This is a genomic window from Gramella sp. MAR_2010_147, from assembly GCF_900105135.1.
GTDB lineage: Bacteria > Bacteroidota > Bacteroidia > Flavobacteriales > Flavobacteriaceae > Christiangramia.
The window spans coordinates 1,102,649-1,117,219 of record NZ_LT629741.1 but is presented as its reverse complement, the minus strand read 5'-3'; the positions used below and the strand labels follow the sequence as shown (position 1 = coordinate 1,117,219).

Below are 14,571 nucleotides of genomic sequence, written 5' to 3'. Positions count from 1 at the left end.
TCTGCAATACCCGCTATTTGCTATAACCGATGTTGGGAGCTGGCGTCTTACTCCAAAATTTTATTTAATTCACCAATAATCTTATCTTCTGATTGCGGGATCTTAAATTCCGAAACGCCTAATTCTTGTAACATTATTTCGTGAATTATTACTTCCAATATTCTATTTGAATATAAAATTCCCTTTGAATCCAATGAATTCTTTTCATGTTTCTCTTCCAAATGTGCATGATAATTTCTTGTAACTTTTAATTTCTCTGCATACTTATCGATATCAATTATCTTCTCATTAAAACTGGAATTTTTAAGTATATTAAATAATCTATTTTTTAAAATGGCTGATTTCTTCACATTATTCTTATGGTAATTCTCAAGAACAGAAACATATGTAAGAAACTTATTTTCGATCAAAACCCCTTTTTGTCCAAAAACTGAAAAGAAGTTTTTAATTAGTAATTCGAATGCCTTTTGTTTCTCAAACCATTTAGTGAATATCTCTTGAGAATGTTCCTGGAATACTTTAAATTTTAGCGGATTACTCCGACCTATTGATAACTCTTTACTTTTACCTAAATCTATATAATCTGAACCTGTAGAAGACCTGAATTCAACATTTGTTGAGTAAAATGGTACAAATAGAATAATGTTTAGCAGTCTTTCTATTGTAGCCTTTGATTTATAAAGTTGTTTAAGATCAAAAGAACTTGCGGTCTCGATTATAAAAAACACTTCTTCTCTTATATAGGAATTTCTTTTCACTGGGTATCCAGCAGATGCTCTAAAAAAAATATAGATATTATAATCTGCATTTTTAAAAACTTCAATTTTTTTAGGCTGTTCATATAGTTGATTGACCTTAAAATTTTTGTCTTCATAACCATTTGGCTCCCATTTGAAACCAGTAATTGGAATCCATTGCGAAACAATATTGGAATTTAACATTATCGAGTTAAAGTTTAAATTTTCTATGTCTTCATCAAAAGCTTTAGAAATTAGAGAATTTGAAGATTGATATTTAAATTTAGACAATGCACCGTCTGATTGATGAATTTGATTGACATTATACAGTTTTACAGAATAACTTTTTGAAGTGTCATGGCTATTTATGTATCCAAATACTATTTTTAATTTATTCCATCCTTCATTTGTCATTCTTTTACCTTTTATCAAAGATTGTAAAGAAGATATTGTAACGATTCCCTTATCATCAATGTTTAGTGTAGCAATTATTTTAGAATCTTCGTTTTCAGGAGTCCAAAAAACACCTTCGAAATAGCAATTGTAATATTCCAAATTTGAATTTATTATAGTTAGTTTGACGCTTGCTCCCAACGGTCTCGATTATCGCAAGTTGGCGGAGTAGGGATCGCGGCATTGTCGGCTTAAACCTGGTTTGTTGGTAAATTTAATTATTTTCTTACTAACGGTGCCGTCTATTTGCGATGAATCGTTGTTACCTGCTGGCCTAGAATACTCCCTTTCTAACTATTTAATGTTCTCAATTTTTGCAGTATCATTTGGAGAATATCCTTTTAATCCTTTTTCGAACTGATCCCAATCATAAATTATCACGAATAGGAGCATAGTAAATACACCGAGCATAAAAAATTTAAAATCTCTAGCTGTAAAATTGAATTTCATAATGTAAATTAGGTTAGTTAATAATTGAATTTATTTCTTTGGGTTTTTTAAATTTTAGTTTTAACATCAGTGAATTGTGATGTCATATTCTATAATTTATTTTTAGGTTTTCTTGATTTTATAAAGAAATAAAATTTGAACTAAAATTGTATAGTTTTCTTATGTTTTATATTAAATAATTCTAAACAATTATTCTTTTTCATAAGATCTATATAGATTTATTTTCTTTACTGAATTTCCGTTTGGCTTGCAGGTAACGTCCTCGGTTATCGCCAGTTGGCGGAGTAAGGGACGCGGATTTGTCGGCTTAGTATTGATTTGTTGGTCAAGTTAATTATTTTCTTTCTAACGGTGCCGACTATTGGCGATGAACCGTTGTTAGCGGCCGTGCGTTTTTAAATTAAATTTTAAATTTGAAGTTAAAATCTTATTCCAAATAATCAATTTGACGATCTATTAGGTAAACCGGTTCCTCTTTTTCCAATATTGTTTTTTTAATCCAATTATTTTCTGAATCAAATTCATATTCGAAAGTTAAATTTCGTTTGAGTTTAAAATTATTCTGCTTTTGCAAAGTACCATTATCATTAAATTCACTTAATACATTTAAATCGCCATTGTTATCAAACTCTTTCGTCATTAATAAATTAAAATTATCATCATATTCAAATTCAGTTGTTGTTTTGAGGGATTCATCTGAACTTCCGTATTCTACTATTTTAATAATTCTATTAGAAAGATAAGTGAACCTAAGTTTCGAAGTTCGTTTTCCTTCACTATCAAAGGTAATCTGATCGATTAATTTTCCTTTTTTATTATAATTATAGGTGATTATAAAATCTGTACTTGGATAACCCCACTTTTGAAATTTGTCAGCCTTAATTTTTTTTCCATTCCGTCCATATTGATAATTGTATTCTTGCCAGATTGTATCAGGTATTTGATTTTTAGAGTATAATATTTCTTTTAATTTATTGCCGTTTTTATCAAATTGGATTAATCTGTTGTGATCCCAAAGTGGTTCAGATTCTATTCTAGTAATTTTTCCCGATTCCTTTTTTAATCGATAATTAACTTCTTTTATCGTTTTAACTTTCCCAGATAAATTTAAATGCTGCCAATCGTTTAACTCTTTTGTCTGAGATTTTAAATTTTGGCAACTAACAAGTAAAGTTGTTGTAAATAGAGCTAAGATTAAAACAGTGAAATTTTTTATTTTGTACATAAGTAATATCTTAATAAAGCATTGCCGCTAACGGTCCCGGCTATCGCAAGTTGCGGGAGTAAGGATGCGGATTTGTCGGATTAGTTGTTTTGATAATTGGTCTCTAAAATAGCAATTTTCAACTAGCTACCCGTTATTTGCGATGAGCCGTTGTTGGCAACTGGCAATTATCTCCAATTCGGTCCTTCATTTCTACCTTTTGTATTTGTTAACTGAATACGTTCTTTTGTTTTAATATTGATTTTCCAAATGTTATAATTTCCATCTTTGCCAGCTGTATATACTAACCATTCTCCATTTGATGACCAATCTGGAGAGTAACACTCAATAGTATCATTAGTCAAATTATTTAAATTACTCCCATCTGAATTCATTATATATAAATCCCACTGATTTTGATTATAACCATAGAATGCTATTTTTTGACCATCTGGAGAAAACTTTGCACCTGAATCATAACCATCTTTATTAGTTAGTCTTATCAGATTACTTCCATTTGAATCTATTAAATGTATTTCACCATTCCCGGCATGACTTGTATCTGAAGAATCCCTAAGTTGTCTAGTGAATATAATTTTTTTTGCATCTGGAGACCAATCTGGACTTTCTTCATAAAACCTATTATTTGTTAATGCTTTTATATTTGATCCATTTTTTTCCATTGCGTATAAATTCTTACTTGAAGAATTTCTATCGCTCATAAATAATATGAGATTGCCATTAGGAGATGGAACTGGTAGAACATCATTAGCAGGATTATTTGTTAATCGAATTAAATTTTTGTCTTCAATATCGATACTGTAAATTTCTGAATTACCATCTCTTTTTGAATAGAAGTATAATTTATTATCCACTTTAGACCAAGATGGGCTAAAATCAAGTGAATCACTATTCGTCAATCTTTGAACATTTTTCCCATCTGAATCCATAATATAAATTTCTGGATTACCATCTCTATCACTTACAAAAGCGATTGGTTCATTATTCAATTTTTCTTGTTTAGTTATAACTTGATTTTTGGAACTTTTACAAGAGCAAATTGTAATTAAAGCGATAGTGGTTAATAGTTTTTTCATTCTTTATTGCTTGTTGCCAACGGTCCCGGTTATCGCCAGTTGGCGGAGTAAGGGACACGGATTTGTCGGCTTAGTATTAGTTTGTTGGTCAAGGTAATTATTTTCTTACTAACGCTGCCGTCTATTGGCGATTAACCGTTGTTGCCAACTGGTGCATATAGAATCGCTTTTTTCCATCCTTTTCTTTAGCCAGTCTTTTAAGGAACTCTCATTTTTTTCTATTATCACTTTTTTTTCTTTATCGATTTGCGAATCAAACTCGGTAAAAAGGAATAATTATTCGCTTTACAGATATTTAAAATCTCGTTACGAGTTTCCAAAGGAATATCTTGGTTATGCTTATTCCAGGTTTTATATGCAGCTTTGCTTTCACCTAATTTATCACCAATAAAATAGCTTATTCTTGATAATTGATAAACAATTGCTTCTAAAAGAATAGGAGGCATATGTTCTAATCCAATTTGCGATAATATGTCAATATGGATCTTTAAATTTTGATCATACGCAAAAAATGCATTTTTGGGTTGAGCTCTTTCCCATGTTTTTTCCATTGATTTAGAGAAAAGTTCCATAAAACCGGAAATCAATTGAATGTTATTTTCGGAAATTTGCTTGATCAGATTTGTACGATATGTTTTATCATCTATAAACTTCTTAACCAAATCTTCATCAGGGCTTTTAATTTCTTGATATATTTTTTCAATTTCTTCTTGATCTTTGTTATGCTCTTCAAGCTTTATTTCCAAAAAGTCTATAATTTCCTTAAGAATTGTTTTTAGATCATTGAACTCTAAAATTGTTATACCATTGTGATCCTTATAACCATTAAATTCTGGAATTTCTGTTTTGATTAATTGAATAACATCTTGTGGATAGGTTATTCTCTGTTCTCGGTATACATTTTTTGTCCAGTCCAGAGCAGTCAAAACATTTACATCTCCAAGTCCGTAACCAATTATTAAAGTTGTTGACTCTTTTATGGTAAGAGCCAATTTTTGCTGTCTATATTGATTTGGCCTGAATAAACTGATGTAATCTTCTTGGGTTATAATAATTGAATCAGGATTGGACCTAACTCCATGTAAATGATATATGGGGACAATTTCTTTTGGAGAAATTAATTGGTCATTTGGTGAAAGAGATATACTTCTATCCGGCAATAAACACTCTATTATACTGTCATAATTTGTCGTAATTATCCAATTAGGATTAATTTTATTTAAAATCTTACTGTAATCCTCCCTATTTTCTTTATTAGGGTACCAAGATGTTAAATCAGCGATATTTTGTTTCAAACGTTTAACTGCAGCGGAATATGTGATATCTTCGTTTTCTGCTATTATTTTGGCTAGACTTGATGCTATATCTGGGTATGATAATCCTTCAGTTTTGATTTCTGATTTTAGATCAATTTCAAAATTTTTAGCACAAGTATTAATTAATTCTTTCCACGAGAGCGCCTTTGTATCCCATTCATCATTCATTATATCCATTGACATTCCTGCCCCTATAAATAATCCTAGATTACCGTAGATAAATGATTCGGCGAGTTTTTCTAATATTTCGTTTCTATCTACGTTGGATTTGCTTTTCGACATTTATGAAATCTGTTTTAAGGGAAAAAGATACATTCAATATTGGGAATACAAAATGAAATATTTTATAATAAAATCTTATTGCAAATTTTCAATTGCACTTGTTGGCAACTGTCCCGGCTATCGCAAGTTGCGGGAGTAAGGACGCAGATTTGTCGGCTTAGTTTTTTTATTAAATGGTCTCTAAAATAGCAATTTTTAACCGACTGCCCGTTATTTGCGATGAGCCGTTGTTGGGCACAGTTAATTTTCTAGCTCATCATTAAATTCTATTGCTTCGATAATTTCTTCTGCTTCATTTTGGAGTAATTTACTTTGTATTTCAACAGCAAACTGATTCGTGAACTCCAAAGTTTTAGCATAGTAATAATCAGCTATTCTTGATTCAAAAATATCAATTTCGGTATTCTCATTTTTGACAAATTTTGGTACTAATTTTATTTCAATCAAGTAATTAATAATCGAATTATATTTTCCCCAACCAACAACTTGAAATTTTTCTTTAACTCTGTAGTAGTCAATTAATACTCCACTTCCATGTACTATTAAATTTCTAAAGGAGAATAATGATTTTATTGCTTTCCATTTTTGATTGTCTGTTACATCTTTTAGTTCATTTCCAAAAGCTAAATAATACAATTTTTGGTATTCATTAAATTGGGCATTTTCTAATCTATCAAGAAGATGATCATTTATTCGATGCTTATAATTTCCGTCTTTTTGGTAATTAATTTTTTCTCTGATAGCTAAATCAAAAATTCCTTCTAAAAAGCATGTACAATCTACGATTAATGAAGAATTTATTCCTGATATGATATTGTCTTTAGTTTTGGGGTCAAGTTTATCACGTTGAATCTTTTTCCATTTCATCATTATTGGATAAGTCCACCACGTTTTAATTCCATTTGTTATAACAATATCTGTACTTTCTAAAGATTTCATTCTTAATTAATTGTGCCCAACGGTTACGGTTATCGCAAGTTGCGGGAGTAGGGACGCGGACTTGTCGGATTAACTTTTTTCTTTCCTGGTTTCTAAAATTACACTTTTTCTCCCATACCCGTTATTTGCGATTAACCGATGTTGTAGCACGTTTTTATTGCACTACAATTTGTTCATTAATAAAAACTAAACTTTTTGAATAAGCATTTGTATCTCCTGCTTTTTTCGTTTTATCAAATACTATTATTTCAGCTAGTCCTTTTATCTCATCATGATTTTTATTGAAAATTTTTCTTTTGAGTGTATATTCTCTTCCTCTATTAATGGCCATAGTAATCATAGAAGAGTCCTGCGGAACAATAAAATATAATGTTGATTTTACAACTTCATATCCAGGATAATAAAATTCAAAATCAACTTTTAACGAGTCATTTATATTCCAATTATTCTTGTGAAATTTAGTTTTGTAGAGGTGACTTTTTTGAATTAATGAATCTCCATTTTGATCAAAATATATAGCTGTATTTAAGTAAGTTGAATCAGTCCGAATTTCGAACGGACTGAAATCTACCGTTTCATTTTGCTTGCCAATATCTATGAAAAATGGGTTTGGGATGATATATGATCGTATACAATCTAATTTATTATTTCTATAAAAGGAATGATCTCCAAGAGCCATATTATTAATATAAATTCCTTTACGTAAGGTATCCTTGTTCTCGTTGAATTTTATTTTAAATTTTCTATTATATGTTTTACCGTAAATAGTGGTGTCCGACAAAGAGCGATATATTATCTTGTTATTTCCATTCTCAAATTTTGATTCAACTTGGAATGAATTTATTGTACAACTTATAAATAAAGTAAGAATAGTAAATGTATTTATTAGTTTCCCCATTGATTTAAAAATGTGCTACAACGGTCCCGGTTATCGCCAGTTGGCGGAGTAAGGGACACGGATTTGTCGGCTTAGTATTGGTTTGTTGGTCAAGTTAATTATTTTCTTTCTAACGCTACCGCCTATTGGCGATGAACCGATGTTGGCAAACGTTTATTTTAGTAATTCTACAAATTTGTTATTAGTTGAAGCTTCTGAATCTATTGCAAAAAGATTTCGGTTTAATAAATATGCTTCAGAAGTATCTACTGTAATCCATCTATAATCTGAAATAAATCCTACAAAAGTATAATTGTCAAAATTACGGTATGGAAATTTTATATAATTCGTATCGGTTTCTATTTCTTTTATAATCAGTGAATCATTTTCTCTTTGTAGGTAATAAAAAATTACATCTCTTTTCTCTATTTTATCTAAAGAAGTAGAGTCTTTTGGAGAAAAAAACCTGATTTCACCTTGTATTAAAGAATCTTTATAACCTTCAATTTTCAATTCGTAGAATTTACTCATTGAAGAATCAATAACTCCATTTTTGTAAACTTTGAACTGGTTTATTATAGTATCACTTTTTTTGCTAATATAAGCTTCTACATCTTCTTTTGTGTTTTTGTCTATTTGGTTTATCCAGCCAATTTTTTGATATAATTTTGTCGAATCGATTTGTACGTTTTCAGCAATTAAATTATCATTTTCAGGGCTACAATTATTAAAACTTTCTTGTAATTCTTTTTGACTAATATGTAATAATTCTTTCTCTGAATATTTTTCTACATAACCACCAACCATACATTCACACGTACGCTTACTTTCTTTATGGTCATTTGTTTTTAAAACTTTATTCATACAGATAGCCATTACAGTTTTTTGATTGACAGAATCTCCAAAACTTAAGTTATATCTATATATTAAAATTGCTATTGCTAAAATTAAAAGGATAACTAAGCTTATAATAATCTTTTTAGTTCTGTTCATTCATATAAATGTTTGCCAACGGTCCCGATTAACGCAAGTCGCGGGAATAAGGATTCGGATTTGTCGGCTTAATTTTTTTAATAATTGGTCTCTAAAATAACCATTTTCAGTAAATAACGCGCTATTTGCGATAATCGTTGTTGTAAACTGGCATTATAACTACCAAGATTTGTTTTGAAATCAAATGCCATGATGATAATTTTGTTAAGCACATGAATTTTCTAAATGTTTCGCGCTTTTTAGAACTTTTTTCCGGTTTGATTTACCAGGATTTATTGAAAAAATAATCTTATCTACTTTTTACATTTTCGAGCTTGAGTGAGAGTCAGCTTGTTTAGTTCCAAAGCTCTTTTTTAAAATTTTTATATTTCCCAGAAAATCTTCTTTTCGATGAACATTATCCTGAGAAAAAGTCCGAATGATTTTGTCAGTTATCGATAAACTTTCTTTTGTGTTTTTTAAATTTTTAATCTACCAAAGGCAAATTTTTCTTTGAACTTGCACCAATATATTTTTCGTCATTTACCGATAATTATTAATGAAATATTTTTCATTTTTCCATGAATTTGAGCAGGATTTATCTAAGGAAATTATTTCTTTGAATGAAAATCTCTCAATAATGCTTGTTTACAACGGTCTTGGTTAAGGCAAGTAGTGTGGAGTAGGGAACACGTTCTTGTCGGCTTTGTTGTTTTTTACTTGGTGTCTAAAATAGCACTTTTCACTAGATTGCCCGCTATTTGCACTTAACCGATGTTGGCAACCGGCTCCTAAACGTAAATTTTAATTATTTCTCCATTACCTTTTCCATCTACACTTCGAATATATCCTCTAACTACCTTTTTCATAGGTATAGGATTATGACCTGGAAAGGCATCTTTATATTTTTCATAGGCATCTTCAACCATTCCTGATGAAACCACATTAACTCTGATACCATTTTCTATTTCTAGAGCAACTGCTTTGACAAAGCTATGTATTCCTCCATTTACCATAGCAGCACTAGTTGTTTGAGCTACTGGATCATCTGCCAAAATTCCAGTTGATAAGGTTACAGATCCATTTGGATTCAAATAATTTTGTCCTATTCGAACTAAATTAACTTGCCCCATTAATTTGCTTTTGAGTCCGATGTAGTAATCATCCTCAGAAAGTTCATTAAAATCAGACCATTTTGCTTCACCAGCAATACATATTATTGCATCAAGCTTCCCTGTTTTATCAAACATTGATTTAATTGAATTACTATCTGCAATATCTACTGTGACATCTCCAGAGGTTCTTCCCGCGATTATAATCTCATTTCTTTCTTGAAAATGGGATACAACTCTTTTTCCGATCGTTCCGTTTCCTCCAATTATTAATATTTTCATTTTTACGTTTTTAAGTTAAACATTGAGTATTATTACATTTTCTTTTTTCACTTTTTCTTTTGTATATGGTTAAAGTTGCAATGACACTCCAAAGTAAGTTCGTCACAAACGGTGGAATCGCATTATAATAATAACAGTTTCCCGCAATTAATAAACCACCAAAAAGATTTAAATATTTACCGTACTCTAAATATTCTTTATTCTTTATCAAAGTCAGGGAGTAAGCAAGGATTATTAGTCCTGAGCCAGTCCAACCCAATATGTCAAAAAGCGTTTCCATAGTTTGTTATATTGCGATATATAGATATGTAATTAGAAATTTTTTTAACTTATAAATTTTATATACTCTTGGATTACATCTTCATTTCTCTTTAAGTACGACCATTTTCCGTGTCTTGTTGAAATTAACAATCCACATTTTTCCATGTTATTCAAATACGTCGAAATAGTAGACTGGGATAGACCTGCTTTTTCTTGAATATAGGTAACACAAACACCATCATTAAAATGCTTCAATGTTTCATGTGGAGGGAAGTTCGTTTCAGGTTTTTTCAACCATTCCATGATTTGCACTCTAGTTTGATTCGATAAGCATTTACCTATTTCTGTAGCTGTTCTTAAATCCATAGCACAAACATATCTATAATTTGCGATATGTAAAAATGTTTTTTATAAATTTTAACGGAATCTCTGATGAGAGCTTGTTGCCAACGGTCTCGGTTATCGCCAGTTGGCGGAGTAGGGAACGCGGTGTTGTCGGATTAGACCTGGTTTGTTGGTGAATTTAATTATTTTTTTACTAACGGTGCCGCCTATTTGCGATGAATCGTTGTTGGCAGCTGTATTTATTCCACAACATATTCTTTTGGATCTACTAAATTTATGTTAGGATTGTGTTCCAAGAACAAATCTAAATATGCTGAATGAGCTCCACCTAAAAGGATTAAAATTCTGTCTTTTGGATCTTTTGGAATATCAGCGAAATGAGAATATATCCCTAAATTTCTTTTATAAAAATCCGCAACAATTTCTACACCTTCAAGACTATCTTCTGTATGCATTGTAGATAAAAAATTATAGAAGTTTAGCAAATCCGATCGCCAGGTTTCTGAATTCATTATTCGAAATTTCTCTAATAAACTCAGATTATTAAATTTCTGTAAGTCTTTAGAATTTTGTTCTAAAAACTCTTGACTATATTCGGAATCTGACTCTTTAGCAAGTTGTACTAGTTTTGGATAGTCAAATCCCAATTTATAATCGATTCCATATATTTTGTCCACTTCTGATAATCTACCAACTTCAAAAGCAATTGAATTTATCTCTTCGCTCCAATTTGTGGTCTGTGTTTGATCAATTTTATATTTCTGATATATCTCGTTTGTGCCTTCTGAAACTTCATTAGGTACTTCTACACAAATAATAGTCGGGTTAAATTCTACTAATTTTTGAACCAATTTATCCACATCTCTTTTTACCGATGGATTATTTATATCTACTGTAGAAGAATTAGCATCAGTTGTCTTGGAAAGGTGGAATGTTGCAAAATTTAAAACTGTTACTTTATCCCCTTGATTATTTTCTTGTCCAAAGGAAACTTGTGCGATTATTAGGGTTAAAAATAGAAGTGGAATAAATTTAAATTTCATTGTTGAATTTCTTTTAAATATTGCTGCCAACGGTCCCGGTTATCGCCAGTTGGCGGATTGCGGGACGCGGATTTGTCGGCTTAGTATTGGTTCGTTGGTCAAGTTAATTATTTTCTTACTAACGGTGCCGCTTATTGGCGATTAACCGTTGTTGCCTGCTGTATTTGAGATTCCACATTCTTCTTTAGTTTTGGTTCTTTACTATTTTCTTGTTTTAAATAAAAAAGAAATATCAGGATAACTAATGAAACTAAATTGATTGCTAAAAAATGAGATTCTGTATCATTTCTTATATATGATATTAAAGTACCGGTAAAATATTCAAAGTCCGTTAAAAATGTATAGTTCGAATTACGTGGTTTTTGATATCCGAATGAGACATAAGGTCCAATGAAATAATACCAGTAGAAACCTAAATAACTGAATTGAAAAAGTTGTAGTCCGAAATTTAAAATGGATAGTTTAATTCCTTTTCCTTTATTTCTAATTAATTGAATTCCTGCATAAAGACATAATCCTGTTATTAAAATAAATGGCAGAATCACTGAAAAGAAACTTATCATTCCAACTTCGCTGATCCGATTTATAATTGCATAGATTAAAAATAATCCTCCTATAATTTGAATAGAACCAATTGAGATTTTCAGAATTTTGTTCATTTAAACTTTTTCTTATTTCAAATTTTTAGTCCGTTTTCTTAAACCAAATAGCATTGTGAATATTGCTGGCAACGGTCTTGGTTAAGGCAAGTAGCGTGGAGTAGGGACACGTTCTTGTCGGCTTAGTTGATTTTTACTTGGTCTCTAAAATAGCACTTTTCACTGGAATGCCCGCTATTTGCGCTTAACCGATGTTGTGCACTGTTTATTTTATGTCATATTTTACTTGACAAGACTTAATCCAGATTTATCAATTGGTTTTAATCGATACTTGTCATCGTTAAATAAAATTGACAATAAATCACAAAGTAAATTATTTTCAACATCAAACTCTTTCTTTAAATTCCATTCCTGAATGATTACAACAACTGCGTTAATTTCTGGAAGGATCATTAAATATTGTCCGCCTTTTCCTCTGGCTGTATAAATTTCATGTCCATGGTAGTCTAAAATCCACCAACAGTAGCCATATCCAACTTCACTATAATCATCTAATGTTCTAAATTCATTACTAGAATCAGTATAATTTTTAAATGATTTTTCAATCCAATCTTCACTTATTATTTGTTTTGATCCGACCTTACCTTTGTTAAGATATACCTGTCCGATCTTAGCTAAGTCTCTCGCTGTATAATATGATTCTCCGCCTCCGCAGTAGTATCCGTCTTGTAATCTCCAAAAACTATTCTTAATACCAATAGGCTCAAAAAAATTCTCTTGAGCAAATTCTTTAGTGCTTTGTGTAGTAGATTTTGTGATAATTGCAGATAAGAGCGCTTGAGAACCTGTGAAATATCTGAAATTGTTACCAGGTTCATTGTTTATTCCAATATCTAATAAGCATTCTTTTGGTGTTGAATAGGCGTCCCAATGCGCAAAGCCACCTTTCATTGTCAACAGATGTTTTAATGTAAGTTCATTTTTCAAACTATCTACCTGATTTTGATATTCAGGAAAATATGTCATAACTTTTTCTTCTTCCGATGGAATCATCCCTTTGTCAATTGCAATTCCCAGCAATGCAGAAGTGATCGATTTTGTTACTGAATGAACATTATAAGCGTTGTATTTATCTGTTCCTTGAAAATATTTTTCAATAATAAGTTTATCATCCTTTACTACTACTAAACTCCTTAGACGTTTCCATTTCTCTAGTTTAGAATAATAGTTGTCCAATGTCTGCTTATCATAATTATATCCTGTAGACTTGGCTTGTTGCCATTCAAAAGGCTCGTGATTAACTTTAAATGATTGCGATGAATTTAATTTTAATGGATGCCATTCATTATAATAATTCAGCACATTTACTGAGAACATTAGAAGGACAATAGAACTGACTCCATAAATTGCTTTTCTTCTGCGATTATCTTTCCAAAATAATATGAAAATAGTGTAGATCAGTAAAAATAGAGACGCAAAATATTCATCAATATTTGGATAGGGATGATTGAAATATTGACTTTTTGTTACATAGCATCCATAAATTAAAAGCAGAGTTAATATGGAATATATTGCTAAATGTTTTTTCAAATATTTTAAATTTTCAGTTGTAGTTCAAAATAGCAATGTAATCTATTTTCTTAATTAGTTCGATCGCTTCGTAAATAGTGCACAACGGTCCCGGTTAACGCAAGTTGGCGGAGTAAGGAACGCGAATTTGTCGGCTTAGTGTTTTAATAGTTGATCTAGTTAATTATTTTCTTTCTAACGGTGCCGCTTATTTGCGATAACCGTTGTTATAGCGCGTTTTAGTATAAAAATTATCTTTAGGCTTTTGGACTTTTATATTTGAATTGAAGTTAGAATTTTTATTTGAACAAATAGAAATCGAATAATATAACTTTCATTTTTTTTATACAAAGACGTTATTATTTAAATGTTTTAATATTTTAGCTGACTTTAAAATTAATATCACTACTAATTCGATTAAAATTAATTTAAATGTTCAAAAAACTTAGTTTAATTGCATTATTTGCAATAATGACCTATTCTGTTAATGCGCAGGAAACACAGCATGAAGTAAAATATTCAAAATTTGGATTTACCTCTGGAATAATTACTTCCAAATTTGACTTGGCTAATGTTGGTCAGATAAAGGAAAAATACAATCCTGGTGATCATGATGGGAATGGGATTTATTTGGGTTTAACTTTCGATACAGGTTTTAATAAAAATTTTGGGTTAAATTCTGAATTGATTTATGCAAAACTGGATGAATCTGATAGATACCTTTTGTCTACTTCTTTAAAATACCGTCTGTTCAATTCAGATTTTCATATGCTGGGCGGTTTAGAACTTAATTATTTAGGTAGTAATCCAAAAAATGCGTTGGGAGAAGAGAATGTAAAAAGAGCAGGGCTTAATGGATTATTAGGTCTAGAATATCAGTTTAATGATCGTTTCTCGATATATGGGAATTTTAGTACTGAAGTGACAAACCGTTTAAAAGATGACGATGGTGATACCAACCATGGTTATCATAACGGCAGGCTTGGAGTAAAATTTAAATTATAGGAAAAAAGCAGGTTTATAACCTGCTTTT

Annotated in this window: 14 protein-coding genes; 1 reads left to right on the top strand and 13 read right to left on the bottom strand. The window is 30.6% G+C overall.

Annotated elements, in window-relative coordinates; translation table 11 throughout:
• Positions 1 to 47: 47 nt before the first annotated feature.
• From BLT95_RS05015 to BLT95_RS04955, 13 genes are all read right to left on the bottom strand, one after another.
• Positions 48 to 1,292, bottom strand: coding sequence for a HEPN domain-containing protein (locus BLT95_RS05015; RefSeq protein ID WP_157718018.1), 1,245 nt, complete (start codon positions 1,290 to 1,292; stop codon positions 48 to 50).
• 775 nt (positions 1,293 to 2,067) lie between these two features.
• Positions 2,068 to 2,865: a hypothetical protein gene (locus tag BLT95_RS05010; protein ID WP_089665035.1), complete on the bottom strand. Its 798-nt coding sequence runs from the start codon at positions 2,863 to 2,865 to the stop codon at positions 2,068 to 2,070.
• A 167-nt stretch (positions 2,866 to 3,032) separates the two neighbouring features.
• Positions 3,033 to 3,941 carry a DPP IV N-terminal domain-containing protein gene (locus BLT95_RS05005; protein ID WP_089665034.1) on the bottom strand — a complete coding sequence of 303 codons (909 nt, stop codon included), beginning with the start codon at positions 3,939 to 3,941 and terminating at the stop codon, positions 3,033 to 3,035.
• A gap of 224 nt (positions 3,942 to 4,165) precedes the next feature.
• Positions 4,166 to 5,539, bottom strand: a complete 1,374-nt coding sequence (locus tag BLT95_RS05000) for an SIR2 family protein (RefSeq protein WP_089665033.1) — start codon at positions 5,537 to 5,539, stop codon at positions 4,166 to 4,168.
• A gap of 240 nt (positions 5,540 to 5,779) precedes the next feature.
• Positions 5,780 to 6,478, bottom strand: a complete 699-nt coding sequence (locus tag BLT95_RS04995) for a hypothetical protein (RefSeq protein ID WP_089665032.1) — start codon at positions 6,476 to 6,478, stop codon at positions 5,780 to 5,782.
• 154 nt (positions 6,479 to 6,632) lie between these two features.
• Entirely contained in the window at positions 6,633 to 7,376 is a 744-nt protein-coding gene (locus BLT95_RS04990; protein ID WP_089665031.1) for a hypothetical protein, read from the bottom strand.
• Positions 7,377 to 7,529: 153 nt separating this feature from the next.
• The gene (locus BLT95_RS04985; protein WP_089665030.1) at positions 7,530 to 8,348 is read right to left on the bottom strand and encodes a hypothetical protein; all 819 of its coding nucleotides are present in this window, start codon (positions 8,346 to 8,348) and stop codon (positions 7,530 to 7,532) included.
• 770 nt (positions 8,349 to 9,118) lie between these two features.
• Complete coding sequence (locus BLT95_RS04980; RefSeq protein WP_089665029.1) at positions 9,119 to 9,721, bottom strand: short chain dehydrogenase; 603 nt, start codon at positions 9,719 to 9,721, stop codon at positions 9,119 to 9,121.
• A gap of 10 nt (positions 9,722 to 9,731) precedes the next feature.
• Positions 9,732 to 10,001, bottom strand: a complete 270-nt coding sequence (locus BLT95_RS04975; RefSeq protein WP_089665028.1) for a hypothetical protein — start codon at positions 9,999 to 10,001, stop codon at positions 9,732 to 9,734.
• Between the two features lie 44 nt (positions 10,002 to 10,045).
• Positions 10,046 to 10,348 (bottom strand): ArsR family transcriptional regulator, encoded by a 303-nt coding sequence (locus BLT95_RS04970; protein ID WP_089665027.1) that lies wholly within the window; start codon positions 10,346 to 10,348, stop codon positions 10,046 to 10,048.
• 218 nt (positions 10,349 to 10,566) lie between these two features.
• A complete protein-coding gene (locus BLT95_RS04965) occupies positions 10,567 to 11,370 on the bottom strand; it encodes a DUF5694 domain-containing protein (RefSeq protein ID WP_089665026.1) in 804 nt (267 codons plus the stop codon).
• Positions 11,371 to 11,501: 131 nt separating this feature from the next.
• The gene (locus BLT95_RS04960; RefSeq protein WP_089665025.1) at positions 11,502 to 12,029 is read right to left on the bottom strand and encodes a hypothetical protein; all 528 of its coding nucleotides are present in this window, start codon (positions 12,027 to 12,029) and stop codon (positions 11,502 to 11,504) included.
• A 222-nt stretch (positions 12,030 to 12,251) separates the two neighbouring features.
• Complete coding sequence (locus BLT95_RS04955) at positions 12,252 to 13,559, bottom strand: serine hydrolase (protein WP_089665024.1); 1,308 nt, start codon at positions 13,557 to 13,559, stop codon at positions 12,252 to 12,254.
• A 411-nt stretch (positions 13,560 to 13,970) separates the two neighbouring features.
• Here BLT95_RS04955 and BLT95_RS04950 point away from each other — a divergent pair, with 411 nt between their 5' ends.
• The gene (locus BLT95_RS04950) at positions 13,971 to 14,543 is read left to right on the top strand and encodes an outer membrane beta-barrel protein (RefSeq protein WP_157718016.1); all 573 of its coding nucleotides are present in this window, start codon (positions 13,971 to 13,973) and stop codon (positions 14,541 to 14,543) included.
• The last annotated feature ends 28 nt before the right edge of the window (positions 14,544 to 14,571 follow it).

Coding starts and splice junctions, on each gene's coding strand:
- BLT95_RS05005 (WP_089665034.1), bottom strand. CDS start 3,941: ATGAAAAAACTATTAACCACTATCGCTTTAATTACAATTTGCTCTTGT.
- BLT95_RS04985 (WP_089665030.1), bottom strand. CDS start 8,348: ATGAACAGAACTAAAAAGATTATTATAAGCTTAGTTATCCTTTTAATT.
- BLT95_RS04995 (WP_089665032.1), bottom strand. CDS start 6,478: ATGAAATCTTTAGAAAGTACAGATATTGTTATAACAAATGGAATTAAA.
- BLT95_RS04960 (WP_089665025.1), bottom strand. CDS start 12,029: ATGAACAAAATTCTGAAAATCTCAATTGGTTCTATTCAAATTATAGGA.
- BLT95_RS04975 (WP_089665028.1), bottom strand. CDS start 10,001: ATGGAAACGCTTTTTGACATATTGGGTTGGACTGGCTCAGGACTAATA.
- BLT95_RS05010 (WP_089665035.1), bottom strand. CDS start 2,865: ATGTACAAAATAAAAAATTTCACTGTTTTAATCTTAGCTCTATTTACA.
- BLT95_RS04965 (WP_089665026.1), bottom strand. CDS start 11,370: ATGAAATTTAAATTTATTCCACTTCTATTTTTAACCCTAATAATCGCA.
- BLT95_RS04970 (WP_089665027.1), bottom strand. CDS start 10,348: ATGGATTTAAGAACAGCTACAGAAATAGGTAAATGCTTATCGAATCAA.
- BLT95_RS04950 (WP_157718016.1), top strand. CDS start 13,971: ATGTTCAAAAAACTTAGTTTAATTGCATTATTTGCAATAATGACCTAT.
- BLT95_RS04990 (WP_089665031.1), bottom strand. CDS start 7,376: ATGGGGAAACTAATAAATACATTTACTATTCTTACTTTATTTATAAGT.
- BLT95_RS04980 (WP_089665029.1), bottom strand. CDS start 9,721: ATGAAAATATTAATAATTGGAGGAAACGGAACGATCGGAAAAAGAGTT.
- BLT95_RS05000 (WP_089665033.1), bottom strand. CDS start 5,539: ATGTCGAAAAGCAAATCCAACGTAGATAGAAACGAAATATTAGAAAAA.